Genomic DNA, 26224 nt, shown 5'->3' on the forward strand with positions numbered 1-26224 from the left:
TATCGAATTACGGTAATCAACTAGGCCCTGCAATTTAGCGGGGCTTTTTTATGCCTGCGCATAGTCAGCTTTACCAGCAAGCCAGCGGCTGATTAACATATCAACCTGTTGTGGGTGATGCTTTAACATTTGCAAGGCAATCGGCCGGACTTGGTTCAAGGTGTGCTTATCTCGGGTTAAATCAGCGATTTTAAATTCAGCTAAACCCGTTTGCTTGGTACCGAGTACCTCACCAGGACCACGAATTTCTAAATCGCGCTCTGCGATAACAAATCCATCATTACTATCTCTGAGTACTGCTAGGCGTTTTTGTGCAGTGTATGAAAGTGGTGCGTGATACAGTAATACGCAATGCGACGCCGTGGCTCCTCGACCTACGCGGCCGCGTAACTGATGTAACTGGGCAAGACCTAAGCGCTCAGGATTCTCAATAATAATTAAACTAGCATTTGGCACATCAACCCCGACTTCAATAACCGTGGTTGCGACTAATACATGAATATTACCCGCTTTGAATTCGCTCATAATTGCTTGTTTTTCAGCGGCTTTCATGCGCCCGTGCACCAAACCAACCTTCAATTGTGGTAAGGCTTGGGTTAATTGCTGAGCACTGTCTTCAGCTGCTTGGCATTGCAGTGCTTCTGATTCATCAATTAATGTGCATACCCAATAAACTTGACGACCTTGTTCAGTACAAGCTGTTCTTACCCGAGCTATAATTTCATCACGGCGAATGTCAGGCAGTGCAACGGTGGTAATGGGGGTTCGACCCGGCGGTAACTCGTCGATAATCGATGTTTCTAAGTCTGCATAGGCGGTCATTGCCAAGGTGCGTGGTATTGGTGTGGCCGTCATCACTAATTGATGTGGGTAACAGTTATTAAAGCGACCTTTTTCTCGCAGTGATAAGCGCTGGTGGACACCAAATCGGTGTTGCTCATCGATAATGATCAATACTAAGTTATTAAACACTACTTGCTCTTGAAATAACGCGTGGGTGCCGACAATCATTTGCGCTTCGCCAGAGGCTATTTTCTCTAAAGTAGCACTGCGCTCTTTGCCTTTGGTTTTGCCACCTAGCCAAGCTGTAGTGATACCTAGCGCTTGAAACCAGTTTTCGAAGGTTATGCCATGTTGCTCAGATAAAATCTCAGTAGGTGCCATTAATGCGACCTGATAGCCTTGTGCGATTGCTGTTAAGGCGCTTAAGGCGGCAACGAGTGTTTTTCCTGAGCCAACATCACCTTGAACTAAGCGCATCATTGGGTAAGGGTGCTGTAAATCACTTTTTATTTCTGCCACCACTTTACTTTGTGCATTGGTTGGGGCAAAAGGCAGTAGCGCTAAAAACTCTTTCTCTAATTGATTTATTGGCGACAGTGGCACGGCTTGCTGCTGTTGACCTTGTTGGCGCAATTTCAATAAGCTTAGGTTTTGTGCTAGCAACTCTTCAAATACCAACCGCTGCTGCGCTGGGTGCAAGCCTTGCTCAAGGGCTGTTAAGTCAACATTATTTGCTGGGCGATGCAGTAATAATAGTGCGTCAGTTAAGTTAATATTGCCATGCTGAAATTGCTTGGGTAATAGCTCTTCAACGTGATACTTATTGAGCAAGTCAATTGCTTGATCGCTTAAAGAGCGAATCGAGAGTTGTTTTAAGCCCTCAGTTGTTGGATAAACGGGGGTTAGCGTGGTCGCTGTAGGCTGTTCGCTCGGTGTATCGCTGAGGCTGTATTCAGGGTGGGTCATTTCATAGCCCACTCTGCCACGGCGTATTTCACCAAAACAGCGGATCACTTTTCCACTACTTAAGTTATTTTTTTGTGCTGCCGTAAAGTTAAAAAAGCGTAATGTTAATCGTCCGGTACCATCATTTACTTGGCACACCAGCATACGTCGCTTACCAAACGTGATTTGGCTGGTTTCTATGGTTGCTTCAATTGTTACATGGCTATGAACAGCTAAATCACAGATATTGTAAACACGGGTACGGTCTTCATAACGCAGTGGTAAGTGGAAGAGCATATCTTGTACTGTGCTGATCCCCAGCTTTTTAAGGCGCTCAGCCATCTTCGGGCCAACACCTTTGAGATCAGTAATTGGATAGCGACTTAAAGCTGGTTTTGACAAAATAGGCTCAAATCATTCATTTTTAGATGGTTTTTAGTTTACGTGCGAAAGCTTTAGTCATCAAGCATGTTTTAGCCGTTGCCAAAAGGCATCATCAGCCATGATCTCGCCACTATCATCAAGTGCTGGGTAGGGGAGTGACTTTTCTCTGCACTTTTGCGCAATGATTGGATGGCAGCCTTCAAATAGCATTGCATGTTTTACAGTTTCATCAAGCATAGTACGTTCATATAAACCTGCTTTTAGGCGCTGGTCTTGTGCTTCAAATAAAATCAAAGCAGCTGCTACTGATACATTGAGTGACTGCGCCATTCCCTGCATTGGGATAATGATATTTTTATCAGCGTGAGCCAGTGCTTGTGGCGATATGCCAGTTTTTTCTTGGCCGACAATAATTGCTGTAGGAAGTGTGTAGTCTATATCGCGATAATCAACGGCATCAGGGCTAAGATTAGTAGCAAGAACTTGGACTTTCGGATTGTGCTGACGCATCATTGCCACGGCATTATCAATATCCTTATGCAGGTGCGTTGCGATCCAATTTTTACTGCCACCAGAGGTGTTATTAGTTAGCCATTTTTGGTTTTGTGGCCACACAGCATGTACATGATGGCAGCCTACCGCATCCGCACTGCGAACAATCGCAGACAAGTTATGGTGTTTATGCACATCTTCTAAGCACACGGTTAAATCAGTTTGACGGCGATCAAGTACGTGTTTTATACGATGGTAGCGAGTATTTTCCATTTTTAGCCTTGTCTGAACTCATAAAATTGCCGCAATTATACGGGAATTAGTGCCTTAAGGCATTACTGAGCGGCTTATTGGATTTTGTAGCGAAATGAGCGTTTCGGTTGACTGTATGGCTTCGATAGCTTGAATTTTATTGATCAGTACATCTTGTAAATGATCAATTGAACGCGTCATTACCTTAATAAAAATACTGTAGTTACCGGTTGTGTAATAAGCCTCAACCACTTCTTCAAGTTCTTTTAAATGCAGTAAAGTTTGCGGGTAGTCTCGAGCATTATTAAGGTTTATACCTATAAAACAGCAGACGTCATAGCCAAGTTGTTTGGCATTAATGCTGACTTGAGTGCCGGTGATGATCCCTGCATGTTTCATTTTTTCAACACGAACATGAATAGTCCCGGCACTGACTGCAAATCGTTTAGCTAATTCTGCATAGGCAGTACGGGCATTATCCATTAAGGCGTGAAGGATCTGTTTATCGAGATTATCGATTTGATAATTTTCCATGTAAATAAGTCGCTATAATTATTGAATCTCTATTTTTTATACCATCAAATTAATTGAAATTATATATTAAAGCTCTTTTTGTTATTGGTTATTGAATTAAAATGCTAAATAGTTGAGGATTGCTTTAACGACATGGTTGCTGCAGCGCAACTATGCACTTTTAGCAAGTAACAATAACTGGGAATGAGGCCAATTATTATGAGTTCACAATTTATGCAGCAACAGCTGCAAATTAGCAAAGTGAAACACTATTTTTCACAGCAATTAGAGCAACAATTAGGCTTAATTGAAGTACAAGCCCCTATTTTGGCTAAAGTAGGCGACGGTATTCAAGATAACCTTAGTGGCACTGAAAATGCGGTTGCGGTAAATGTTAAAACCATTCCACAGAGCCAATTTGAAGTGGTTCACTCTTTAGCAAAGTGGAAGCGTAAAACATTAGCGGATCATGGTTTTGCTATTGGTGAAGGCTTATATACACATATGAAAGCATTGCGCCCGGATGAAGAGTCATTAAGCCCGATCCACTCAGTGTATGTTGACCAATGGGATTGGGAAAAAGTCATTTGTGCTAGCACTGAGCGCTCTTTAGATAAATTAAAAGAAACAGTGCGTGCATTGTATAAAGGGTTAAAAGCAACTGAGCAATTTGTTGCGGATGAATTTGCTATCAGCCCTTTTTTACCAGCTGAAATTACCTTTGTGCATAGTGAGCAATTACGTCAAATGTATCCTGATTTTACCGCTAAGCAGCGTGAAAAAGCCATTACTCAGGAGTATGGCGCGGTGTTTTTGATAGGTATTGGTGGGGTATTGGCTGATGGCAAAATTCATGATGTACGTGCGCCTGATTATGACGATTGGTCAACCCAAACCTGTGAGCAGTATAGTGGTTTAAATGGTGATATTTTACTATGGAACCCAGTGCTTGAAGATGCTTTTGAAATTTCTTCAATGGGGATCCGTGTATCACCAGAGGCGTTAGTTGCTCAACTAGCGATCACTGGTGACGAAGGACGATTAGAGTTTGATTGGCATAAGCAATTGCTCGCTAAAGAGCTGCCACAAACTATCGGTGGTGGTATTGGTCAATCACGTTTGGCTATGTTGTTATTGCAAAAGTCGCACATTGGTCAAGTACAAGTAGGTGTGTGGCCTGCAGATTTAAAACAAAATATTGCGGGTATTTTGTAAGTAGTATTAAGCAATAAGAGACTAACTAAGGGTAGTCTCTATCTGTTTGTGATCAACTGGTTTTAAATTCAATTTCTATCTTCCCTTCTTGCAATTTTACATTGCACGGAGGGTAGCTACGGTTAGTTTTCAATACCTTATCAAAAATATGGATTTCAACACCCGAGTGTAATTTCTTATTAACTGCTAGATTGGCATTATTGAGTAGCCCATATAAGTGATGTTCTAAATTCGATAAGCGCTTTTCGAGTTGTTCAGCTTGTTGGCAATAATGAGTTTGAGTAGCGCCTATTTTGGCTAGCAGGAGTTTTTTCTTCTCCGCGTCTTTAAGTAAATCAGCTTTTTCAATAGTCGCTTGCAACGTATCAAGTTGCTCATCTGTTTTAGCTAGCTCTTTTAGGCACTCATCTGTTTCTGCAGTAATAGCTCGCCCTGATGCAGCCATATTAATGAGCATTTTGGCACCAGACTCATTGCCAATCTCACCGGCTGTGATCATCCCAGCATCAAGAATTTCACCGCCAAATAGTTTACCTTGAGGATTATCAGCTTGGCCAATTTGTAGTAACTGCGTCGCTTTCATTGCGCAGTGGCTCGCTTGGCGTTCAATAAAAATATTATTACCAGCAAGGTAACTATATTGGGCGTGCGATAGATGAATATTACCTTCACAAATAATTTTACACGAGAGGGTTTTATCTTCTAGCTGGTGGCCAATAACACCTTGTTTAATAGTAATATCGCCTTGAGCAGTTAACTCACCGGATTCAACCGTGCCCATAACGGTAATATCGCCTTTGGCAGTCACTTTCATGCCCGGCTCAATGTTGTGAGTGACGATAACACTGCCATCAAAATTAACATGACCACTTTTCACGGTTACATCGGAAATAGTAAAAATATCATCAACGCGCATACCATTTTGAATTTCGACTGGTACGCCTGCAATGGTTGATATTAGCTCTAGCGGATTGGTTTTAGATATTTCGCTGCCTTCTCCGGCAACCAAAGGGCTACTTTCCCCCGGTTTCGCGGGTAAAATATCACCTTTGACGGTAAAGCCTTCTTTACCTGGAGTTGCAGGTTGCTGTTTAACTAATAATGTTCCCGGTTCAACACTGGCCAACTTGCCAAAGTCGCGCATATCTACAGTGCCATCTTCACGTAACTTCGGTGTTTTTAATCGTTCTTTTAGTGTTTGTACTTGAGGGAAAAGTTTGGATGATTTTCCGTCTTCAGGCAAGCGACCTTTTGCGAGTATGCCTTTAACTGTGGTACCTGCGGGTAATTCAAACTGTTTCTGTAAAAGCTGTTCTAAAAAAACTTGTTTGTAGCCTCTCGCAACTCCCGCTTTAATTAATTGCTGCTTCGCTAAATCTAAACCTAGCACTTTACCACCTTGCGCAATTGTAAGTTCACCGGTGGCTAACATTTTATCATCGCTGATAGTCACGACTAGGCTGGCATCATGCTTACTAGCGACAACTAAACTGCGTTCACTATTGGGTTCTTTAAAATAAGCGTTTATGGCATCGTGATCTATTCGGCATTCACAGAATGTCGATTTTTCGAGTGCTTCAATAATGAAGGCGGCACTGGGTGGTGAATGTTCTATAACATCAAGTAATACATTACCGTTATGAGCAAGCTTAAACACGGATTATCCTTTTACAACAATTAAGTTAAAGGTTTTTATTATTTATAATGATAGAGTGCTAGAGATTTGGGGTAGAGTCAAGAAAATCGAAGGTGAGATTAGATAAGGGCAATAAACCTAAGTATTTATTCTTAGGTATATTACCCCTTTAGTCATGGTTAGTTTGTAGACGGTAATTCCATAATTCCATCAATTTCAACTTGCACGTTTTTTGGTAGTGCACGTACACCGATTGCTGCGCGTGCAGGGTAAGGTGCTTTGAAATATTGGCTCATTACTTCGTTTACAGTAGCAAAATTAGATAAGTCAGTTAAATAGATGTTCACTTTTACTAAATCTTGAATGCTACCACCGGCTTCTTTACATACCGCGCTGATATTTTTAAATACTTGATGTGTCTGCTCTGCAAAATCTTCAGAGATCACTTCCATCGTAGCTGGCACTAAAGGGATTTGACCAGATAAGTAAACGGCCGTGCCAACCTTAACAGCTTGGCTGTATGTACCGATTGCAGCAGGTGCTTGTTCGGTAGAGATAAATGCTTTATTCATGATTTTCCTATGTTATTTTTTACGATAGACTTTTTGAACATCAGGCATAACGCGAATGCGGCGCATGATATTAGCAACATGGACACGGTTTTTAACAGTGATCCCTAAATCTATCACGTACAAATTACTTTCTTTTTCATCAGTGGCAATTTCCACTATGTTTGCTTGGGTTGTCGCAATCACATTGGTTAATTTTGCTAATGCACCTTGGTGATTAATAATCTCTACTCGCAGTGCTGCAATATACTCTTTCTCAGGGTTATCATCCCATTTTACGACTAAATATTTAGAGCGCTCAGTTTCCCAACCACGAATGTTTTTACATTCCTGGCGATGAACTGTAATGCCTTTACCTTGGCTAATGTGTGCCGTAATTGCATCTCCAGGCACTGGTCTACAACATTTAGAATAGTTAACTAACATGCCCTCAGTACCAATAATGGTCGCTTTGGCATTTTTAGTTAGATCGCTTAAGTCATCATTATCGTTTTGTAACAGGCGACGCGCGATCAACATACTCATTAAATTACCGCAGCCAATTTCAACTAATAGCTCTAACACTGTATTAAGTTCATGCTCTGCTAAAACACGGTTGATATTTTCTGCAGGTAAGTCATCAAATTTAGTTTCACCTAAAGCTGAATCCAGTAAACGGCGGCCAAGGAGTAGAGCTTCTTCATGATGTTGGCTCTTCAGGTAGTTTCGAATACCCAAACGGGCTTTGCCAGTGACAATAAAGTTGAGCCAAGTTGCATTAGGATGGGCACCTGAACTTGTTATAACCTCAACAGTTTGACCCGTATCAAGTGCCTTACTAAGTGGGTGAGGCTTACGATTTACACGAGCACCGACACAAGTATTGCCAACATCAGTATGTACCGCATAGGCAAAATCAACAGCTGTTGCGCCCATGGGTAATTCAACTATGCGACCATCGGGAGTAAATACATAAATTTCTTCAGGGAATAGCTCTGTTTTAACGTTTTCAACAAATTCAAATGACGAGCCGGCACTTTGTTGTAACTCTAGTAAGCTTTGCATCCATTGACGTGCACGTTGCTGTGCCGTGTGGCCTGCGCTATCACCTGCCTTTTTATACATCCAATGTGCAGCAACGCCTTTATCTGCCATATGATCCATATCGTGAGTACGAATTTGGATCTCAACAGGGATACCATGTGGGCCTACTAATGAAGTATGTAGCGATTGATAGCCATTAGTCTTTGGTACCGCAATATAGTCTTTAAAGCGCGTTTCAATCGGTTTATATAAATTATGTGCAACCCCTAATACGCGATAACAGGTGTCCATTGATTCAACTGCAATTCTAAAGGCGTAAATGTCCATCACTTCATTAAATAGCAACTCTTTATTCAACATTTTTTTGTAGATACTATATAAATGCTTCTCACGACCTGAAACGGTAGCTTTGATACCTGCTTCCTCAAGTCGAGCAGTGATCTCTGTTTGAATATTTGAAATGACTTCTTTACGATTACCTCGGGCTTTAGCAACTTCTGATTTTAAAGCGCGATGACGCATAGGGTAGAGTGCTTGAAAGCCTAAATCCTCAAGCTCATTTTTTATATCGTGAATACCTAGACGGTTAGCAATTGGCGCATAAATTTCTAGTGTTTCACGTGCTATGCGGCGGCGCTTATCCGGACGTAGAGCACCGAGAGTACGCATATTGTGGGTGCGATCGGCAAGCTTAATCAAAATAACCCGAATGTCTTGGGTCATTGCCATAATCATTTTTCGATAATTCTCAGCTTGGAACTCTTTTTTATCTTTAAAGCTGAGCTTATCTAGTTTGCTAACGCCTTCAACCAACTCGGCAACAGTATCGCCAAATATTTCTGCTAAATCTTGTTGGCTAAAGTCGGTGTCTTCAATCACATCATGCATTAATGCGGCCATTAATGTTTCATGATCTAAGTGCATGCCAGCTAAAATTTGGCTTACTTCAACAGGGTGAGTAATGTAAGGCTCGCCGCTTGAGCGAGTTTGACCTTCATGGGCCTCTCGGGCTACCACGTAAGCTTTTTGTACTAACTCTACATCGGCCGCAGGTAAGTATTCAGATATTTTCTTTTTTAGACCTTCAAAAAGATACATTCACACTCCAATGTTCTCGTGAAGCAATTAGGTAACGGTATGTTAAGAATATACGATGAAAAGAAGGGATTGCCAACGGCTAGCGTATAAATACTACGCCGTTGGCTAAATCAGACTAGTAAGTCAGATTATTGGTTGCCGCCTACAATTGCTGCTACCGCAGCCATTTCAGCTGCTTCTTGGTGTTGTTGCTCTTCACGATCGATAAGATCCATTGATGAACTATCTACTAAACCAAGTTCAATTTCACGTAAAGCAACAACTGTTGGTTTATCGTTCTCAGGGTCAACAAATGGTTTTTTACCACCCACTGCGATTTGGCGGGCACGACGAGCCGCAACTAAAATTAAGTCAAAACGATTACCAATTGCATCTACTGCATCTTCAACAGTTACGCGAGCCATCTTCAGCACTCCAAATAAATTTTTAAGCAAAGACGTAGTTTACTGCACGTAGTCAGATTCGCCAATAGCTTGTGGTTAATTTAAACAAATAAAATACGGGCTTAATAAAAATAACGATTATTTAAGCAAATCAGTGAGCAATTTTTGATGACGTATAGCTTGGCTTTGAAGTGATAAGCGCTTTGCTAATACGATTGTTTCAATTTCGTTGAGTGCAGTAGCAAAATCATCATTAACGACAACATAATCGTATTCGTCAAAATGAGATGTTTCTGACTGTGCTTTTGCCATTCTGCCAGCAATTACTTGTTGAGAGTCTTGGCCACGATTATTTAAGCGTGATTCAAGCTCGGCTTTCGATGGTGGTAGAATAAAAATAGTTTCAACATCAGCAACTAGCTCGCGAACTTGGCGGGCGCCTTGCCAATCAATATCTAAAAATACATCAATGCCAGCAGTCAATTGCTGCTCAATAGCCTGTTTAGATGTACCGTAGTAGTTATCAAAAACTTGCGCCCACTCAAAAAAATCATTTTTCTCTATCAGCGCTTTAAATTCTTCAACAGTAACAAAGTGGTAATGCACACCGTTTTCTTCCCCTGGACGAGGCGAGCGAGTCGTATGTGATACCGATACTTTCATATCACTATGTTTTGCTAACAATGCATTGATTAAGCTCGATTTACCCGCACCAGAAGGGGCCGATAAAATAAATAAGTTTCCGCGAGTTTGCGTCATGAATTTGTTCTCTTACTAAAAATAAATAGGCTTGAGTTACGAGTAACTCAAGCCTTTAATAGTTGTATTGTACTTTATTTGAGTAATTTTGCTCAAGTTGAGCGAGTTATTGATTATTCAATATTTTGGATCTGCTCGCGCATTTGCTCAATCAATACTTTAAGTTCTACTGCGGCATTGGTGATGTCGCTGTTGATTGATTTAGAGGCGAGGGTGTTAGCTTCGCGGTTAAACTCTTGCATCATGAAATCTAAACGACGACCACATGCGCCACCTTTTTTAAGGATTTTTTTAGTTTCTTTCACATGCGATTTTAAGCGGTCTAACTCTTCGGCTACGTCTTGTTTTTGTGCAAGATAAATAAGTTCCTGTTCAAGACGAGACTCATCGATATCGGTTTTTAAATCTTCCAACTTTTGGTTGAGTTTTTCACGTTGCCATTTGGCAATCTCTGGCATATGGGTTTCTACAACAGCAACTTGTTCTAAAATACCATCAAGACGCGTTGCAATCATTTCTTCAAGGTTAGCACCTTCGGAAGCTCTTGCTAACTTGAAGTCTTCGATTACTTGATCAAAACCTGCAATAAGTGCGGTGTTTACGCTGTCCATGTCAAGCTCTTCAGCTTCCATAACGCCAGGCCAACGCAGGATATCAACAGGGTTAATATCGCCATTACTTTGCTGTTGAACCCACTTAGCACTATTAATTAGCTGCGCGGCCAGTGCTTCATTAATAGATAGCTCACCAACGTGGGCTGGATTTGCGACAAACTTTAAAAAGACTTCGACTTTACCGCGTTGTAAATGTTTACGTAAGCGCTCGCGAATAACAGGCTCCATGCCACGAAATTGCTCAGGGGCGCGAATAAAAGTTTCAAGGTAACGTTGGTTGACTGAACGAACTTCCCACGTGCCAGTGCCCCAATCGCCTTTAATTTCGCGACGCGCGTAAGCAGTCATACTGTGGATCATGGATGATTTCCTAGTTTTATTTATTCAATATTAATTTGATTATACCGTAACACTGCATAAGCTCTAGCGGAAATTTTTGTTGATGAGAATTTTACAATCGGCTTTTGTACAAATCAGCATGGCATCTGAGTACACATCGACTTATAATACGTAAAATTATGAATTAAGGGGATCGTTAATGCGTCCAAGCGAAAGAACACCTAACCAAATTAGACCGGTTACATTTACCCGTAATTATACATTACATGCTGAAGGATCTGTGCTGGTTGAGTTTGGTAACACTAAAGTACTTTGTACAGCAACTGTTGAATCAGGTGTACCGCGTTTTATGAAAGGCCAAGGTAAAGGATGGATCACAGCTGAGTACGGTATGTTGCCGCGCTCAACCCATACTCGAAATGGTCGTGAAGCGGCGCGTGGAAAGCAAGGCGGTCGTACCATGGAAATTCAACGTTTAATTGCGCGTGCTCTGCGTGCTGCAGTTGACTTAAAAGCGTTAGGTGAAAATACCATCACTATCGATTGCGATGTTATTCAAGCTGATGGCGGTACTCGTACCGCGTCAATTAGTGGTGCGTGTGTAGCGTTAGTCGATGCACTTACACATATGCGTAGTAAAGGTATGATCAATTCAAACCCACTTAAATTTATGATAGCAGCAATCTCGGTTGGTATTTATAAAGGCCAAGCAATTACTGATTTAGAATATTTAGAAGATTCTGATGCTGAAACCGATATGAATGTCATTCTTACTGAAACCGGTAAAATTATCGAAGTACAAGGTACCGCAGAAGGTGAACCATTCTCGTTTGATGAACTAGATGAGTTACTAACTCTTGCTAAGCATTCGATTCGCGAAATTATTGACGTCCAAAAACAAGCATTAGCTTAATAAAGAAATAGGTTTATATAGTAATGAAAGATTATCAAATCGAGTTTATTGAATTTGCACTTGAAAAGCAGGTGCTAAAGTTTGGTGAGTTTACCTTAAAATCTGGCCGTACTAGCCCTTATTTCTTTAATGCTGGTTTATTTAATACAGGACGTGACCTTGCACGTCTTGGTCGTTTTTATGCCGCAGCCCTTGAAGATGCTGCGATTGACTATGATGTATTATTTGGCCCAGCTTATAAAGGTATTCCGATTGCAACAACTACTGCAGTTGCACTTGCTGATCATCACGATAAAGATGTGCCTTATTGCTTTAACCGTAAAGAGAAGAAAGCACACGGTGAAGGGGGAACATTAGTTGGCTCTGAGCTTAAAGGTAAAATCATGTTAGTTGATGACGTGATCACCGCAGGCACAGCTATTCGTGAATCAATGGAAATCATTGCACAAAACGGTGCTGACTTAAGTGGGGTGTTAATCGCGCTTGATCGTCAAGAAAAAGGTAAAGCAGAGTTATCAGCTATTCAAGAAGTAGAGCGTGACTTTGGTACTAAAGTTATTTCGATAGTAAAACTGGCCGATCTTATTAGTTACCTTGAAAGCAAAGGTACTATGAATGAGCACCTAGCATCTGTAAAAGCCTACCGAGAGCAATACGGTATTGCTTAATTAAGCTTTGTTAAATTGTTATCTAACAAAAAGCCCAGTGATCATCACTGGGCTTTTTACGTTTTATAACTCCCGCAGGTTAAGGTGAAGTAAAAAAAGTATCACTTTTGTAGAGTTTGGTTTGATTTTTGAACGAACAGAGTTTTATTTTAAGTTTTCTTCAATAAAGGGTTGATCTGTTTCTGGATCTCCCTATAATGCGACCCCACTGAGACGGCAGAGCAGGCAACGCTTAAGCTGCAAGCAAGTCACTTAGTAAGTCGAGTAAAACTTGAGTTTAGATTTTTTAGAAAGTTTAAAATTAAGTGTTGACAAAAAAATAGGAAAGCGTAATATGCGCAGCCCTAGCGAGGTAAAGCCAAGCGCTTTAATCGCAACCGGATAACCGGTATAGCTCTTTAACAATATAAAGCAATCATCTGTGTGGGCACTCGTACAGATTGAGTTCTAACAGCAGATTCTAGTTCGCTAGATGACGCAAACAAATTTAGAGTCTCAATTGAACTGAGTGACCAACAGCAATAAATTTATTTATTGCAGCACAGTCAATTCAATATCGAAAGATATTAAATAAATTCAGAATTCATTGAGCTGTCGAAAGACAAAAAACTTTTAATTGAAGAGTTTGATCATGGCTCAGATTGAACGCTGGCGGCAGGCCTAACACATGCAAGTCGAGCGGTAACATTTCTAGCTTGCTAGAAGATGACGAGCGGCGGACGGGTGAGTAATGCTTGGGAATATGCCTTTTGGTGGGGGACAACAGTTGGAAACGACTGCTAATACCGCATGATGTCTATGGACCAAAGTGGGGGACCTTCGGGCCTCACGCCAAAAGATTAGCCCAAGTGGGATTAGCTAGTTGGTAAGGTAATGGCTTACCAAGGCGACGATCCCTAGCTGGTTTGAGAGGATGATCAGCCACACTGGGACTGAGACACGGCCCAGACTCCTACGGGAGGCAGCAGTGGGGAATATTGCACAATGGGCGCAAGCCTGATGCAGCCATGCCGCGTGTGTGAAGAAGGCCTTCGGGTTGTAAAGCACTTTCAGTAAGGAGGAAAGGTTAAGTGTTAATAGCACTTAGCTGTGACGTTACTTACAGAAGAAGCACCGGCTAACTCCGTGCCAGCAGCCGCGGTAATACGGAGGGTGCGAGCGTTAATCGGAATTACTGGGCGTAAAGCGTACGCAGGCGGTTTGTTAAGCGAGATGTGAAAGCCCCGGGCTCAACCTGGGAACTGCATTTCGAACTGGCAAACTAGAGTGTGATAGAGGGTGGTAGAATTTCAGGTGTAGCGGTGAAATGCGTAGAGATCTGAAGGAATACCGATGGCGAAGGCAGCCACCTGGGTCAACACTGACGCTCATGTACGAAAGCGTGGGGAGCAAACAGGATTAGATACCCTGGTAGTCCACGCCGTAAACGATGTCTACTAGAAGCTCGGTTCCTCGGAACTGTTTTTCAAAGCTAACGCATTAAGTAGACCGCCTGGGGAGTACGGCCGCAAGGTTAAAACTCAAATGAATTGACGGGGGCCCGCACAAGCGGTGGAGCATGTGGTTTAATTCGATGCAACGCGAAGAACCTTACCTACACTTGACATACAGAGAACTTACCAGAGATGGTTTGGTGCCTTCGGGAACTCTGATACAGGTGCTGCATGGCTGTCGTCAGCTCGTGTTGTGAGATGTTGGGTTAAGTCCCGCAACGAGCGCAACCCCTATCCTTAGTTGCTAGCAGGTAATGCTGAGAACTCTAAGGAGACTGCCGGTGATAAACCGGAGGAAGGTGGGGACGACGTCAAGTCATCATGGCCCTTACGTGTAGGGCTACACACGTGCTACAATGGCGCATACAGAGTGCAGCGAACTCGCGAGAGTAAGCGAATCACTTAAAGTGCGTCGTAGTCCGGATTGGAGTCTGCAACTCGACTCCATGAAGTCGGAATCGCTAGTAATCGCGTATCAGAATGACGCGGTGAATACGTTCCCGGGCCTTGTACACACCGCCCGTCACACCATGGGAGTGGGTTGCTCCAGAAGTAGATAGTCTAACCCTCGGGAGGACGTTTACCACGGAGTGATTCATGACTGGGGTGAAGTCGTAACAAGGTAGCCCTAGGGGAACCTGGGGCTGGATCACCTCCTTATACGATTTAGAACTTATTTGTTCGAAGTGTCCACACAGATGATTGTTAGTTAGAAAGCGAAAGCTTACTAATTAATATGCTCTTTAAAAATTTGGAAAAGCTGATAATAAAATTCGTATGAATAACATTGTTATTTATACAGAGTTTTCAAAAGTAAAAAAGAATGATAGCAGTATCATTCAGTGCCATTTAATAAACGTTTACGTTTGTTGATTGGTATCTACTTTAGTATTCAATATTAACTTCTGGCGAAGTTAAACTGTCACAAAACAAAGACCCGTTTGGGTTGTATGGTTAAGTGACTAAGCGTACACGGTGGATGCCTTGGCAGTTGGAGGCGATGAAGGACGTATTAACTTGCGATAAGCTTAGTCGAGCTAGTAAAAAGCACTTGAGACTAAGATTTCCGAATGGGGAAACCCACCTGCTTGCAGGTATCGTTAACTGAATACATAGGTTAACGAGGCGAACGCGGAGAACTGAAACATCTAAGTACCCGTAGGAAAAGAAATCAACCGAGATTCCGGAAGTAGCGGCGAGCGAAACCGGAACAGCCCTTAAGCTTATAATGTGTTAATGGAAGGCTCTGGAAAGTGCCACGATACAGGGTGATAGTCCCGTACATGAAAATGCATTTTAAGTGAAATCGAGTAGGTCGGAGCACGTGAAACTTTGACTGAATATAGGTGGACCATCATCTAAGGCTAAATACTCCCAACTGACCGATAGTGAACCAGTACCGTGAGGGAAAGGCGAAAAGAACCCCTGTGAGGGGAGTGAAATAGAACCTGAAACCGTGTACGTACAAGCAGTAGGAGCAGACTTGTTCTGTGACTGCGTACCTTTTGTATAATGGGTCAGCGACTTATATTTTGTAGCGAGGTTAACCGAATAGGGTAGCCGTAGGGAAACCGAGTCTTAACTGGGCGAATAGTTGCAAGGTATAGACCCGAAACCCGGTGATCTAGCCATGGGCAGGTTGAAGGTTGAGTAACATCAACTGGAGGACCGAACCCACTAACGTTGAAAAGTTAGGGGATGACCTGTGGCTAGGAGTGAAAGGCTAATCAAACCGGGAGATAGCTGGTTCTCCCCGAAATCTATTTAGGTAGAGCCTCGGACGAATACTTACGGGGGTAGAGCACTGTTAAGGCTAGGGGGTCATCCCGACTTACCAACCCTTTGCAAACTCCGAATACCGTAAAGTACTATCCGGGAGACACACGGCGGGTGCTAACGTCCGTCGTGAAGAGGGAAACAACCCAGACCGCCAGCTAAGGTCCCAAAGTCATAGTTAAGTGGGAAACGATGTGGAAAGGCCCAGACAGCCAGGAGGTTGGCTTAGAAGCAGCCATCCTTTAAAGAAAGCGTAATAGCTCACTGGTCGAGTCGGTCTGCGCGGAAGATGTAACGGGGCTAAACTATGCACCGAAGCTGCGGATTCATCTTAGGATGAGTGGTAGGGGAGCGTTCTGTAAGCCGTTGAAGGTGACCCGGGAGGGTTGCTGGAGGTATCAGAAGTGCGAATGCTGACATGAGTAACGATAATGCGGGTGAAAAACCCGCACGCCGGAAGACCAAGGGTTCCTATCCCATGTTAATCAGGGTAGGGTAAGTCGACCCCTAAGGCGAGGCCGAAAGGCGTAGTCGATGGGAAACGGGTTAATATTCCCGTACTTGGTATAATTGCGATGGGGGGACGGAGCAGGCTAAGCAAGCATGGCGTTGGTAGTCCATGTGAAAGTGAGTAGGTTGGTGACTTAGGAAAATCCGGGTTGCTAAGACTGAGACACGAGACGAGCCACTAAGGTGGTGAAGTTGCTGATGCCATACTTCCAGGAAAAGCCTCTAAGCTTCAGATTATACCGAATCGTACCCCAAACCGACACAGGTGGTCAGGTAGAGAATACTAAGGCGCTTGAGAGAACTCGGGTGAAGGAACTAGGCAAAATCGTACCGTAACTTCGGGAGAAGGTACGCTCCTATCTGTGATGAGATTTACTCTCTAAGCGGACGGGAGCCGCAGTGACCAGGTGGCTGGGACTGTTTATTAAAAACACAGCACTGTGCAAAATCGCAAGATGACGTATACGGTGTGACACCTGCCCGGTGCCGGAAGGTTAATTGATGGGGTTAGTTTTCGGACGAAGCTCTTGATCGAAGCCCCGGTAAACGGCGGCCGTAACTATAACGGTCCTAAGGTAGCGAAATTCCTTGTCGGGTAAGTTCCGACCTGCACGAATGGTGTAACCATGGCCACGCTGTCTCCACCCGAGACTCAGTGAAATTGAAATCGCAGTGAAGATGCTGTGTACCCGCGGCTAGACGGAAAGACCCCGTGAACCTTTACTACAGCTTGGCACTGAACATTGAACCTACATGTGTAGGATAGGTGGGAGACTTTGAAGATGAGACGCTAGTCTTGTTGGAGTCGTCCTTGAAATACCACCCTTGTAGTTTTGATGTTCTAACGTTGGCCCCTGAATCGGGGTTACGGACAGTGCCTGGTGGGTAGTTTGACTGGGGCGGTCTCCTCCCAAAGAGTAACGGAGGAGCACGAAGGTTGGCTAAGTACGGTCGGACATCGTACGGTTAGTGTAATGGTAGAAGCCAGCTTAACTGCGAGACAGACACGTCGAGCAGGTACGAAAGTAGGTCATAGTGATCCGGTGGTTCTGAATGGAAGGGCCATCGCTCAACGGATAAAAGGTACTCCGGGGATAACAGGCTGATACCGCCCAAGAGTTCATATCGACGGCGGTGTTTGGCACCTCGATGTCGGCTCATCACATCCTGGGGCTGAAGTCGGTCCCAAGGGTATGGCTGTTCGCCATTTAAAGTGGTACGCGAGCTGGGTTTAGAACGTCGTGAGACAGTTCGGTCCCTATCTGCCGTGGGCGTTTGAGAATTGAGAGGGGTTGCTCCTAGTACGAGAGGACCGGAGTGAACGAACCGCTGGTGTTCGGGTTGTCATGCCAATGGCATTGCCCGGTAGCTACGTTCGGAACTGATAAGCGCTGAAAGCATCTAAGCGCGAAGCAGGCCTCGAGATGAGTTCTCACTAGACTTTTAAAGTCTCTGAAGGGCCGTTGAAGACTACAACGTTGATAGGCAAGATGTGGAAGCATGGTGACATGTTAAGCTAACTTGTACTAATTACCCGTGAGGCTTAACCATACAACGCCAAACGCGTTTTATCATTTACGTCCATGTAAATGACTAAAGCCGCACAAGTGCGTTAAAATCTGTTCCAGACAGATTTTTATGTGACTGTTTAAGCGCAGAAGTTAAGATTGTAGGTCGTGATTTATCGCGACAACTAAAGTAGATTTACTGACAGCCGTAAGCGATAAGCTTTCAGTTGTAAGAAAACTTTTATTATCAGAATTCCAAATTTTAGTTAGTGCGTAGCAATACGAACTGACACCAAATTTGCTTGGTGACAATAGCGTTTTGGACCCACCTGACCCCATGCCGAACTCAGTAGTGAAACGAAACAGCGCCGATGATAGTGTAGCATTTGTTATGTGAAAGTAGGTCATCGCCAGGCTCCAAATAAGAGAAACCCGTTACAGTAATGTGACGGGTTTTTTGTTGTCTGGGATAAAGTAAGCCGTCAGCCGTCAGCCGTCAGCCGTCAGCTATCAGTCGCACAGTGTCAACCTATACACCGTGATGAGTCTCTGACACCCACGGAGAAAAGAACGCCACGAACTCCTCAGAGCGCAACATACACCTTTAAAACGGCTTGCCTCTTTAACTCCCCTATACTTTAATCTTGAAAAACTCAAAACTCAAAACTCAAAACTCAAAACTCAAAACTCAAAACTCAAAACTCAAAACTCAAAACTCAAAACTCAAAACTCAAAACTCAAAACTCAAAACTCAAAACTCAAAACTCAAAACTCAAAACTCAAAACTCAAAACTCAAAACTCGAAACTCGAAACTCGAAACTCGAAACTCGAAACTCGTCCTACTGCGTAGTGTATGATGGCTCCAAATTAAAGAAAGCCGCTTTATAAATGAAGCGGCTTTTTATCGGTTTAACCTTCTCGTTGGATCAAGCCTTCTAGAGCTCGGATATTGGTGAGTAAGTCTTGGCGTTGAGGATTGGCATTAAATGCCTTTTTTAGCTGGTTTAATGCTTGTTTGTAGTTCTTACTATCAATTTCTATTTGAGCTAATCCTAACCATGCAGATAGTTGGAAATCAGGTAACGCTTGAGCTCTAACATACATTAACCTTGCTTGTGTTAGTTGGTTTTGCTGTTGATAAATAGTTGCCAGACTTAACAGCGCATCACCTAGATTTGGATCAATAGCCAACGCTTTGTTTAACCGCTTGGTAGCCTGTTTTAAGTTTCCTTGTTCAATTGCTAATTGTGCACTGTAAACTGATAGTTCAGCTTGTGATTGTTTTGATAACTTATTGCTAAACGGCGTTAGTTTAGCAATAAGCTGTTTTGCCTGAGCCCATTTTTGTTGGGCGATAAGCCAATTTAGGGTTTGCATGCTTACCGCAGTGGCTTCATCTAGGTGTGCTGATTCTGTATTTGCAAGGGCCTTATTCAGTAGATCTACTGATCGAGAATAACTGCCTTGAGTAAGGTGTAGCTGTGCTGCAAGTAGCTGGTTATTGGCGTTAGTAGGCGCTAATTTTAGCGCGACTTCAATGCTGGCTAATGCTTGCTTATTATTATTTTGCTGAAGTGCGATTTGTGCCCGTTGTAGCCAAAGCTCAGAATTCTCCGGAGACGCATTGAGCAGCTCTTTTAACAGCACTTGGGCTTGACTAAGATCACCTGCGGAGATCAATGAAAATAATAACCCTTGTTGATATTGTGTTTGCTGTGGTTCCAGCATGAGTGCTTGTCGATATGCGGCTATAGCACTCCATGGTTGCTCAGCTTGTACATGAATATAAGCAAGTTGTGCATATACTTGAGCATCCGCTTGACCAAGTTCAATACAACGAGTTAGATGAGGTTGTGCTTGTTTATAACTACCTTGTTGCATATAAAGCAGACTTAGCCCTTGGTGTGCTTTAACTAGATCTGGGATAGTCGATAAACTTGCCTTTAATGCCAGTTCAGCCTCTTTAAACTGCTTTAGGGTCAACAATACTTGACCACGTAACAGTTGGAGTGCGGGACTGTCATTATTAAGCTCTCGTTGTTTGAATAAGTTTGCAACAGATTGATAATTTCCTTGCTCTAACAATGGTTTTACTTGTTGGGCGAAACTACGTTCGTTTGGCTCTATTTTTATATCTGTTGGACTCAGTAAATTATTATTAATAAGCAATTGCCAGTGCGGATCGCTGGGCTGTAATTTAACACTCAAAAGTGCAGCCTGACTGGCATTTATATAAAGTGTTAATGGCATGATTGCACAGCAAGCAAACCATTTTTTTGTCGTTAATTTTTTCATTGTATTTTCACTTTAATACTGACTTGCTAAGGTTTAAATTCAATGGGCCAAATAAATCTGGCACGCACTATATCACCGTCTTTTTTAGGTGAACTAAAACGACTTTGTTTGATTATTCTATCTATTTCGGGTTTTAGTTCTGGATACGGGTTTTGCACTACATTTATTAAACTTAAGCGACCATTTTCATCGATAAATACATCGAGTTTTACTATAAAAGAGCTTACTCCTTGGCGGGTTAGCTTTTTTGGTAATATGGCCTTTACCGGAGTGAGTAGTGTCGGAAGACCGTCTAGTTGGTTTAAGCTAAACGCATCCCAGTTTACCTCAATTGATTGAAATTCAGGGGTTGCTATTGGCATGTTAGTAAGTGTTGGCTTGCTTAAAGATATTTTGCTCTCAACTTTTATATTAATAGCTTGAATTGTTGCACCCGCTCCCTCGACGACTAAGCTTTGCATTGGTTCTGCTACTGTAGACTGGGTAACTGTTGGCGGTGGGGGGGCGGCAACGGTACTAAAGCAACTTCTCGCACGATCACTTTATCATTGATAACATGTTCGGCTATTTGCCCAAGCCATAGCAAGAGTAATGCAATGCTAAGTACGGCAAGGCTTAATATAAAAGCAAAAAATGGATGTCGCTTATTGCTTGTTGCTGATGTAAGCGTATTACTGTGCATATTATTGTTGGGTCGCTAAGTTAACAGTTGCAGCACCAGCGAGTTTAGCTTCGTCTATGACTTTGACTAATAACTCGGTTGGCACGGTTTTATCTGCTTGGATCACTACTGGGCGCTGTTGTTGTTTTAGCATTTGCTCAACACTGCTGCGTACACCCGCAACACCTATTTGGCTGCCATCAAAGTAAACTTGTTGGCTATCCGTTATAGCAATAAAGATCACTTGTTGCTCTAATCGGCTGGCTGAGACTGCTTGCGGTTTATCAACTTCAACACCGCTTTCGCGAACGAACACAGTGGTAACGATAAAGAATATTAATAAAATAAACACCACATCTAACAGTGGTGACATATCGATATGGTGAGCTGATTGCTGCTCTAGACGCTGTTTTAATCGTGCTTGCATTGGTTAGCTCACTGGTAATTTAATCGCACTGCGACGCGTAACGTACAATAAATATGCCTGCATCAGCCATGCGGGAATAGCGCAGACTAACCCTAACTGTGTTGTTAGCAAAGCATCACTGATCGCTTGGCTCATTAGCTCGTTTTGCCCTTGTGACATCACTTTAAATGTATCAAGCAAACCAATAATAGTACCGAGTAAGCCAAGTAATGGTAGGGCTGCAGTTAAAATAGAACTAACATCATGCCAATAGCCTTGACGTTGAAGCTTATACTGCTTTATATGCAAAATATCGTGCCAAATAAGCTGATAAACATAAAGCGCTAATAAGATGATCAGCCAGCAGATAAAGTTACCAAGTAGTTGATCAAACATCTTTTACCTCTAGCTGACTAAGTTGCAGTGCAAATGCTTCAAGTTGGCTGTAATAGGCTTTAGCTTTACGCGATAGTAGAGCATTGAGCACTAATGCAGGTATTGCGACTACTAAACCAAGCTCTGTAGTGATCAAAGCCTGAGCTATACCGCCTGATACGACCTCGGGATCACCTGAGCCAAACAATGTCATCATTTTAAATGTTTCAATCATTCCACTGACGGTGCCTAACAATCCTAATAGTGGTGCGACAGATGCAGTAATTGCAATCGCGCCAATGTAGTTATCGAGCTTATGTTTATCATGCATCAGTTGATTAAACAGTTGATCGTCTCGTATTTGCCCTTTGTGGTTATCAATCGATAGCTTGAAGAGCGTAGCTTGCATCCCGCTAAAGTTATGTTGCTCTGGCGCGTTAAATGTATTTTGTAATGTCAGAGCTGAGACTGATTTTATTTTGCTTAAACCAAACAATTGATACGCTTTAAATAAAGCAATCAATAAAGCAAAGCATGCAAACAGAATAATTGGAATTGCCCACAAGCCGCCCTTTTCAAGATGCTCAACAGTACCTTCTTGCTGAGCTTGGCTCGCAGCTAAGCGCGTTAAACTAGGATCAAATGTTAGTGATACGGTTGCTTTTTCCGAGTTCTTACTAAGTTGTGATAATGCTTCATCAAATGGCGTTTCACCGCTTGTTGATTGCACTAATGCAACTTTAGGTGGAGCTTGGGTTGGGTCTGTTGTAGCAAGTAATCCCATTAACTGTGGCTGGGTAACGCTAAACCAAGCAACGGGCCCCACTTGTAACGTTGTAGCTGGGGTAAGCTCACCATTTTTCAGTACAATATTTTGTTGTTTAAATTGCGGATAGAGCGCCGCAGTTTGCTGTTTTATCACAGAGAATACGTTATTCAACAGTGTTTGTTGATCGTTATTACTTTGAGCAGCTTTAGCGTATTGGCGAGTAAAGCGGTTCAGTAAATTAAGGCGATATTGTTGCTGTTGTTGCCAAGTATCTAAGCGAGTTTGCAGTTGAGTTAAACTAAGTGTGTCTTCATCTGCAAGGCGACGGTTTATAGCTGCTTGTTCGCGTTCTTTTTTTAGTGCTTGTTGTTTATCAAATATTTTTTGTGCAAGGGCCGTTTGTTGCTTAGTAATTCGCTGTTGTGACTTATTTAATGTGCTTTGCGCACTTTTTATATCTGTTAGTAATTGCTGTTTAGCATCATTTGCTGTGGCGGCTGTAGTTAGTTGACTTACGAATAAAAGAGCAAAACACAATAAATTGATTAATTTCATTGAATAGACTCCTTAGCTGCATAACTAAATACAGGTAGGGTTAACCAGTTTGCTGCTTGCTTTTTCTCTTGCACTGCAATGCCGTGTGCAATTTGTTCGCCATCAAGTTCACTGTCAAACTGCCATTGCCACCCTAGCTCAGCAGGAAAACCGATCCCCGTGTAGCTTAAATCATTACTCACAAACCATGCTTGAGCGGCACCTAAATAGAGTTGTTTGACCCAAATTTCTTTACCTTGATCGTTAGTAATTGCCATCTCATGAATCGAAATTCGATTTTGAAAATCAGCAAGTTGACCTAACATTTTTAAAGCAATTTGGAGTTTTTCATTTGCATCCAAATTTTCATCAGTTAGATCGCCAATTTCTTGCCAGCTAGTGAATAATGGTGGCGGTAATTGTACTTGCAGTGAACGCAGTTGCTGAATGAGCTGATTTAATTGAGTGTTTAAAGCGCTTTCATCGACTTCAAGTTGCCCTTGTTTTTGGATCAGTGCAGTGCGCTTTTCTGCAAGTTCAGAGCTGTTCTTTTGACGGTTGTGATTGAACTGTTTGAGTTGGGTTTGCTCCGCATCCAGTAGCGTGAGAGTTTGTTCCATAGTGGCTTTTTTTTCTAACCAGTGTGTTTCTAGCTCATTTGTTTGTTGTTCTATTTGTAGCCATTGATTGACAAGGCTTTCAAGTTCGCTAACTGGATCTGCGGTACTTGAGAATGAGCTGAGTAAAATAACTGCCCCAAGAGATTTTATAAAACGTTGCATATGATAATTAATGCCCTAAAAGTGATGACGATATGTAGCACGGCACAGAGTTTAGGCTAGATGAAAGTCATGCCTAAAACTGTAAATTTTTAAGTGCTTTAATATTTTTTATAGCGTAATCGGTACATCTAAATTGATGTTTATTTAACAATGGTATTACGTATGTTTAAAAGTGCGAAAAATAGTACAATGCCTGACAAAATAACACAAGTGATAATATTTCGCATTTACATTGCTTTTATCGAGTGCTAGGATTTCGCCGAATTAAAATCAACGTGCTTAAACGACTTGCTACAAATAATTATGTTAGCGAGCGACCTACATATGGAGTTAAAATGGGTAAAATGTCTAGTAAACGCCGAACTTATGTAAAACCTTTGGCTGCTTTCGTAACCGCAACTTTATCAACTTGGGTATCTGCTCAAGGAGCTGAAAATGTGCAAGAGTTATCAGTAACCAAAGCTACCACACAATCGGAACAAAGCTACAAAGTTGAAAAATCTTCATCAATCAAGAACACCCAACCACTCGTTGATACTGCAAAATCAATTACGGTTATTAACAAAGCGGTGATGAAAGATCGAAATGTAGATAGTTTGCAAGACGCTTTGCGTAATGTGTCAGGCATTTCATTAGCAGCAGGCGAAGGTGGTGCTCCTGCTGGCGATAGTTTATCTATTCGTGGCTTTAGTGCGGCGAACGATATTTTCATTGATGGTATTCGTGATATTGCTGGGTACGATCGCGATACTTATAATGTTGAGCAAATCGAAGTGGCTAAAGGTCCAAGCTCAGCAATGACTGGCCGTGGCTCAACCGGTGGGAGTATCAACTTAACCACTAAAACAGCAACATTAGATGAATTTAATGATGTGTCATTACGTTTAGGAACCGAAAGTGATTATCGTGGGCAAATCGATAGTAACTTCAAAGTAGGTGAAACATCTGCATTACGCGTAAATGCTTTAGTTGATGAAGGTGATGTTGCTGGGCGTGATCATGTTGATTACGAAAAACAAGCTGCAGCTATTTCATTTGCCTCTGGTTTGGGCACTGAAAGCCGTTTTAATCTTAATGCCGATTATCAGAACCAAGATAATATGTCTGATTATGGTATTCCGTGGGTTGGCTCTGCACCTGTGGTTGCTGAATTAGCTGGTAGCGAAAATGCGGCACCACCAGTGGATTTTGACAACTTTTACGGCAATGTATACCGTGATTTTGAAGATATAGAGGCTTACTCAGCAACAGCCAAATATGAATATGACTTATCACAAACCACAATGTTACGTGCGCAAGGGCGTATCGGTAGCGTTGAGCGTAAAGATACAGTAACTGCACCGCGCTTTATTGATGTATCGACAACCACAGATATCAGAATGAGCGATGTTAAAAACCGCGATACACGCAATGAATTAGCAACATTACAGCTTGATTTGGTGGGTGAGTATGATTTTGCGGGTGTAAAACATAATGTGGTCGCTGGTGTTGAATTAACTAACGAGACGTTTAGTCGCTGGAACGTAACTGCGCTGGTCGCTGATAATTTAAAAGATGAGCCGGCATTAAATGACTTATATAATCCGGATGCATATTTACCTTACAGCGGTCAGTATGGTCGTGATGGTACTAGTACTGAAGCGGTTGCTAAAACCCGTGCTATTTATGCTTTTGACACTATAACTTTTAATGAGTATTGGGAAGTCACTGCAGGTTTACGTTCAGAGCAGTATGACAGCGATTATCAGTATGATTACAATGATCCAAGTTTGACGATTTCAACCAGTGATACGATGACCAGTTGGAATGCGTCTGCGGTATACAAACCAAGTGAAAATAGCAGTATTTACTTTGGCGCTGGTAACTCGTATAACCCATCAGCAGAGGGGATCGCAGTTTCTACACGCGGTAATGCCAGCGAGTTAGAACCAGAGAAAAGCCAAAGTTATGAGTTGGGAACTAAGTGGAATCTCCTCGACGATAAATTGATGACTACAGCTGCTATTTTTAGAACGGTTAAGACTAATGCGCGAGTTGATGATCCAACAAGCGATGAACGTGGTGTTGAAGTGCTTGATGGCGAACAACGTGTACAGGGTTTGGAACTTTCTGCTACGGGCCTAATTACTGACGAGCTTAGTATTATCGGCTCTTACACATTCCAAGATAGTGAGGTGACGGAGTCAACTGTAGATGGTGATGTCGGTCATGATTTAGCGCGTGCGCCTAAAAACAGTTTTAGTGTATGGGCGCGATACGACTTTAGTGATGCGCTAGCCGCAGGCTTTGGTGCACAATATATTGGCGAACGTTATAATGGTAATTCATCGACCAGCCGTAAAGCCGATAGCTATGTGTTATTAGATATGATGCTTTCTTACCAAGCTACTGAACAGTTAAGTATTCAGTTTAATGGTGAAAACTTAACCGATGAAGATTATGAAGATCAACTCGGTGGTGGGCATTTTATTCCAGGTCAAGGTCGTTACTTTACTCTAACGGCTAGTTACTCTTTCTAATTACAACCA

Annotated in this window: 19 protein-coding genes and 3 rRNA genes; 7 read left to right on the plus strand and 15 right to left on the minus strand. The window is 42.4% G+C overall.

The genetic code is table 11. The features are described 5' to 3' along the window. Nucleotides 1–48: 48 nt before the first annotated feature. The 3 genes from recG to asnC are packed head-to-tail and all read right to left on the minus strand — an operon-like array spanning nt 49 to nt 3390. On the minus strand, nt 49–2130 hold the full coding sequence (gene recG, locus KAN5_RS17100) for an ATP-dependent DNA helicase RecG (protein WP_029216197.1): 2082 nt from the start codon (nt 2128–2130) through the stop codon (nt 49–51). 60 nt (nt 2131–2190) lie between these two features. Beyond that, complete coding sequence (gene trmH / locus KAN5_RS17105) at nt 2191–2877, minus strand: tRNA (guanosine(18)-2'-O)-methyltransferase TrmH (protein WP_138555589.1); 687 nt, start codon at nt 2875–2877, stop codon at nt 2191–2193. A 54-nt stretch (nt 2878–2931) separates the two neighbouring features. Continuing rightward, nucleotides 2932–3390, minus strand: coding sequence for a transcriptional regulator AsnC (gene asnC / locus KAN5_RS17110; protein WP_016709401.1), 459 nt, complete (start codon nt 3388–3390; stop codon nt 2932–2934). Nucleotides 3391–3588: 198 nt separating this feature from the next. Between asnC and asnA the strand changes: the two genes are divergently transcribed. Then, nucleotides 3589–4584 (plus strand): aspartate--ammonia ligase, encoded by a 996-nt coding sequence (asnA, locus tag KAN5_RS17115; RefSeq protein ID WP_138555588.1) that lies wholly within the window; start codon nt 3589–3591, stop codon nt 4582–4584. Between the two features lie 52 nt (nt 4585–4636). Here asnA and KAN5_RS17120 read toward each other — a convergent pair whose 3' ends face one another. From KAN5_RS17120 to KAN5_RS17145, 6 genes are all read right to left on the minus strand, one after another. Next, the gene (locus KAN5_RS17120) at nt 4637–6241 is read right to left on the minus strand and encodes a FapA family protein (protein ID WP_016709399.1); all 1605 of its coding nucleotides are present in this window, start codon (nt 6239–6241) and stop codon (nt 4637–4639) included. 158 nt (nt 6242–6399) lie between these two features. Then, nucleotides 6400–6792: a RidA family protein gene (locus KAN5_RS17125; RefSeq protein ID WP_016709398.1), complete on the minus strand. Its 393-nt coding sequence runs from the start codon at nt 6790–6792 to the stop codon at nt 6400–6402. Nucleotides 6793–6804: 12 nt separating this feature from the next. Further along, on the minus strand, nt 6805–8910 hold the full coding sequence (spoT, locus tag KAN5_RS17130) for a bifunctional GTP diphosphokinase/guanosine-3',5'-bis pyrophosphate 3'-pyrophosphohydrolase (protein ID WP_016709397.1): 2106 nt from the start codon (nt 8908–8910) through the stop codon (nt 6805–6807). A 128-nt stretch (nt 8911–9038) separates the two neighbouring features. Further along, nucleotides 9039–9314: a DNA-directed RNA polymerase subunit omega gene (gene rpoZ, locus KAN5_RS17135; RefSeq protein ID WP_016709396.1), complete on the minus strand. Its 276-nt coding sequence runs from the start codon at nt 9312–9314 to the stop codon at nt 9039–9041. Between the two features lie 117 nt (nt 9315–9431). Continuing rightward, the gene (gmk, locus tag KAN5_RS17140; protein ID WP_016709395.1) at nt 9432–10052 is read right to left on the minus strand and encodes a guanylate kinase; all 621 of its coding nucleotides are present in this window, start codon (nt 10050–10052) and stop codon (nt 9432–9434) included. 113 nt (nt 10053–10165) lie between these two features. After that, nucleotides 10166–11026, minus strand: coding sequence for a YicC/YloC family endoribonuclease (locus KAN5_RS17145; RefSeq protein WP_016709394.1), 861 nt, complete (start codon nt 11024–11026; stop codon nt 10166–10168). Nucleotides 11027–11204: 178 nt separating this feature from the next. Between KAN5_RS17145 and rph the strand changes: the two genes are divergently transcribed. The 5 genes from rph (at nt 11205) to rrf (ending at nt 18289) form a co-directional block, all read left to right on the plus strand. Next, a complete protein-coding gene (rph, locus tag KAN5_RS17150; protein WP_138555587.1) occupies nt 11205–11918 on the plus strand; it encodes a ribonuclease PH in 714 nt (237 codons plus the stop codon). Between the two features lie 23 nt (nt 11919–11941). Next, entirely contained in the window at nt 11942–12586 is a 645-nt protein-coding gene (gene pyrE, locus KAN5_RS17155; protein WP_016709392.1) for an orotate phosphoribosyltransferase, read from the plus strand. Nucleotides 12587–13199: 613 nt separating this feature from the next. Beyond that, a 16S ribosomal RNA gene (locus tag KAN5_RS17160) occupies nt 13200–14739 on the plus strand. A 292-nt stretch (nt 14740–15031) separates the two neighbouring features. Next, nucleotides 15032–17916, plus strand: a 23S ribosomal RNA gene (locus tag KAN5_RS17165). Between the two features lie 258 nt (nt 17917–18174). Beyond that, nucleotides 18175–18289 (plus strand): 5S ribosomal RNA (rrf, locus tag KAN5_RS17170). The 16S, 23S and 5S rRNA genes sit together here, the layout of an rRNA operon. 494 nt (nt 18290–18783) lie before the next feature. On the opposite strand, the gene KAN5_RS17175 is transcribed toward rrf, so the two are convergent. The 6 genes from KAN5_RS17175 to KAN5_RS17200 form a co-directional block, all read right to left on the minus strand. Then, nucleotides 18784–20169 (minus strand): tetratricopeptide repeat protein, encoded by a 1386-nt coding sequence (locus KAN5_RS17175; RefSeq protein ID WP_244390154.1) that lies wholly within the window; start codon nt 20167–20169, stop codon nt 18784–18786. 26 nt (nt 20170–20195) lie between these two features. Next, nucleotides 20196–20630 (minus strand): energy transducer TonB, encoded by a 435-nt coding sequence (locus tag KAN5_RS17180; protein WP_244390155.1) that lies wholly within the window; start codon nt 20628–20630, stop codon nt 20196–20198. A 222-nt stretch (nt 20631–20852) separates the two neighbouring features. After that, nucleotides 20853–21257 carry a biopolymer transporter ExbD gene (locus KAN5_RS17185; RefSeq protein ID WP_016708379.1) on the minus strand — a complete coding sequence of 135 codons (405 nt, stop codon included), beginning with the start codon at nt 21255–21257 and terminating at the stop codon, nt 20853–20855. 3 nt (nt 21258–21260) lie between these two features. Further along, the gene (locus tag KAN5_RS17190) at nt 21261–21632 is read right to left on the minus strand and encodes a MotA/TolQ/ExbB proton channel family protein (RefSeq protein WP_016708380.1); all 372 of its coding nucleotides are present in this window, start codon (nt 21630–21632) and stop codon (nt 21261–21263) included. Beyond that, complete coding sequence (locus KAN5_RS17195; protein ID WP_016708381.1) at nt 21625–22935, minus strand: MotA/TolQ/ExbB proton channel family protein; 1311 nt, start codon at nt 22933–22935, stop codon at nt 21625–21627. The genes KAN5_RS17190 and KAN5_RS17195 overlap by 8 nt, the downstream gene beginning before the upstream one ends. Continuing rightward, complete coding sequence (locus KAN5_RS17200; RefSeq protein WP_016708382.1) at nt 22932–23696, minus strand: DUF3450 family protein; 765 nt, start codon at nt 23694–23696, stop codon at nt 22932–22934. Before KAN5_RS17200 ends, KAN5_RS17195 begins: the two co-directional genes overlap by 4 nt. Nucleotides 23697–24031: 335 nt before the next feature. Between KAN5_RS17200 and KAN5_RS17205 the strand changes: the two genes are divergently transcribed. Then, nucleotides 24032–26215, plus strand: a complete 2184-nt coding sequence (locus tag KAN5_RS17205; protein WP_016708383.1) for a TonB-dependent siderophore receptor — start codon at nt 24032–24034, stop codon at nt 26213–26215. Nucleotides 26216–26224: the final 9 nt, after the last annotated feature.

The sequence above is a fragment of the Pseudoalteromonas sp. KAN5 genome, from assembly GCF_022846535.1.
GTDB lineage: Bacteria > Pseudomonadota > Gammaproteobacteria > Enterobacterales > Alteromonadaceae > Pseudoalteromonas > Pseudoalteromonas haloplanktis.

What these genes read in the sequence shown, in the direction of transcription:
- KAN5_RS17205 (WP_016708383.1), top strand. Translation starts at nt 24,032, where the DNA reads ATGGGTAAAATGTCTAGTAAACGCCGAACTTATGTAAAACCTTTGGCT.
- KAN5_RS17185 (WP_016708379.1), bottom strand. Translation starts at nt 21,257, where the DNA reads ATGCAAGCACGATTAAAACAGCGTCTAGAGCAGCAATCAGCTCACCAT.
- spoT (WP_016709397.1), bottom strand. Translation starts at nt 8,910, where the DNA reads ATGTATCTTTTTGAAGGTCTAAAAAAGAAAATATCTGAATACTTACCT.
- pyrE (WP_016709392.1), top strand. Translation starts at nt 11,942, where the DNA reads ATGAAAGATTATCAAATCGAGTTTATTGAATTTGCACTTGAAAAGCAG.
- KAN5_RS17125 (WP_016709398.1), bottom strand. Translation starts at nt 6,792, where the DNA reads ATGAATAAAGCATTTATCTCTACCGAACAAGCACCTGCTGCAATCGGT.
- KAN5_RS17175 (WP_244390154.1), bottom strand. Translation starts at nt 20,169, where the DNA reads ATGAAAAAATTAACGACAAAAAAATGGTTTGCTTGCTGTGCAATCATG.
- asnC (WP_016709401.1), bottom strand. Translation starts at nt 3,390, where the DNA reads ATGGAAAATTATCAAATCGATAATCTCGATAAACAGATCCTTCACGCC.
- KAN5_RS17190 (WP_016708380.1), bottom strand. Translation starts at nt 21,632, where the DNA reads ATGTTTGATCAACTACTTGGTAACTTTATCTGCTGGCTGATCATCTTA.
- rph (WP_138555587.1), top strand. Translation starts at nt 11,205, where the DNA reads ATGCGTCCAAGCGAAAGAACACCTAACCAAATTAGACCGGTTACATTT.
- rpoZ (WP_016709396.1), bottom strand. Translation starts at nt 9,314, where the DNA reads ATGGCTCGCGTAACTGTTGAAGATGCAGTAGATGCAATTGGTAATCGT.
- KAN5_RS17180 (WP_244390155.1), bottom strand. Translation starts at nt 20,630, where the DNA reads ATGCAAAGCTTAGTCGTCGAGGGAGCGGGTGCAACAATTCAAGCTATT.
- KAN5_RS17195 (WP_016708381.1), bottom strand. Translation starts at nt 22,935, where the DNA reads ATGAAATTAATCAATTTATTGTGTTTTGCTCTTTTATTCGTAAGTCAA.
- asnA (WP_138555588.1), top strand. Translation starts at nt 3,589, where the DNA reads ATGAGTTCACAATTTATGCAGCAACAGCTGCAAATTAGCAAAGTGAAA.
- KAN5_RS17145 (WP_016709394.1), bottom strand. Translation starts at nt 11,026, where the DNA reads ATGATCCACAGTATGACTGCTTACGCGCGTCGCGAAATTAAAGGCGAT.
- trmH (WP_138555589.1), bottom strand. Translation starts at nt 2,877, where the DNA reads ATGGAAAATACTCGCTACCATCGTATAAAACACGTACTTGATCGCCGT.
- gmk (WP_016709395.1), bottom strand. Translation starts at nt 10,052, where the DNA reads ATGACGCAAACTCGCGGAAACTTATTTATTTTATCGGCCCCTTCTGGT.
- KAN5_RS17200 (WP_016708382.1), bottom strand. Translation starts at nt 23,696, where the DNA reads ATGCAACGTTTTATAAAATCTCTTGGGGCAGTTATTTTACTCAGCTCA.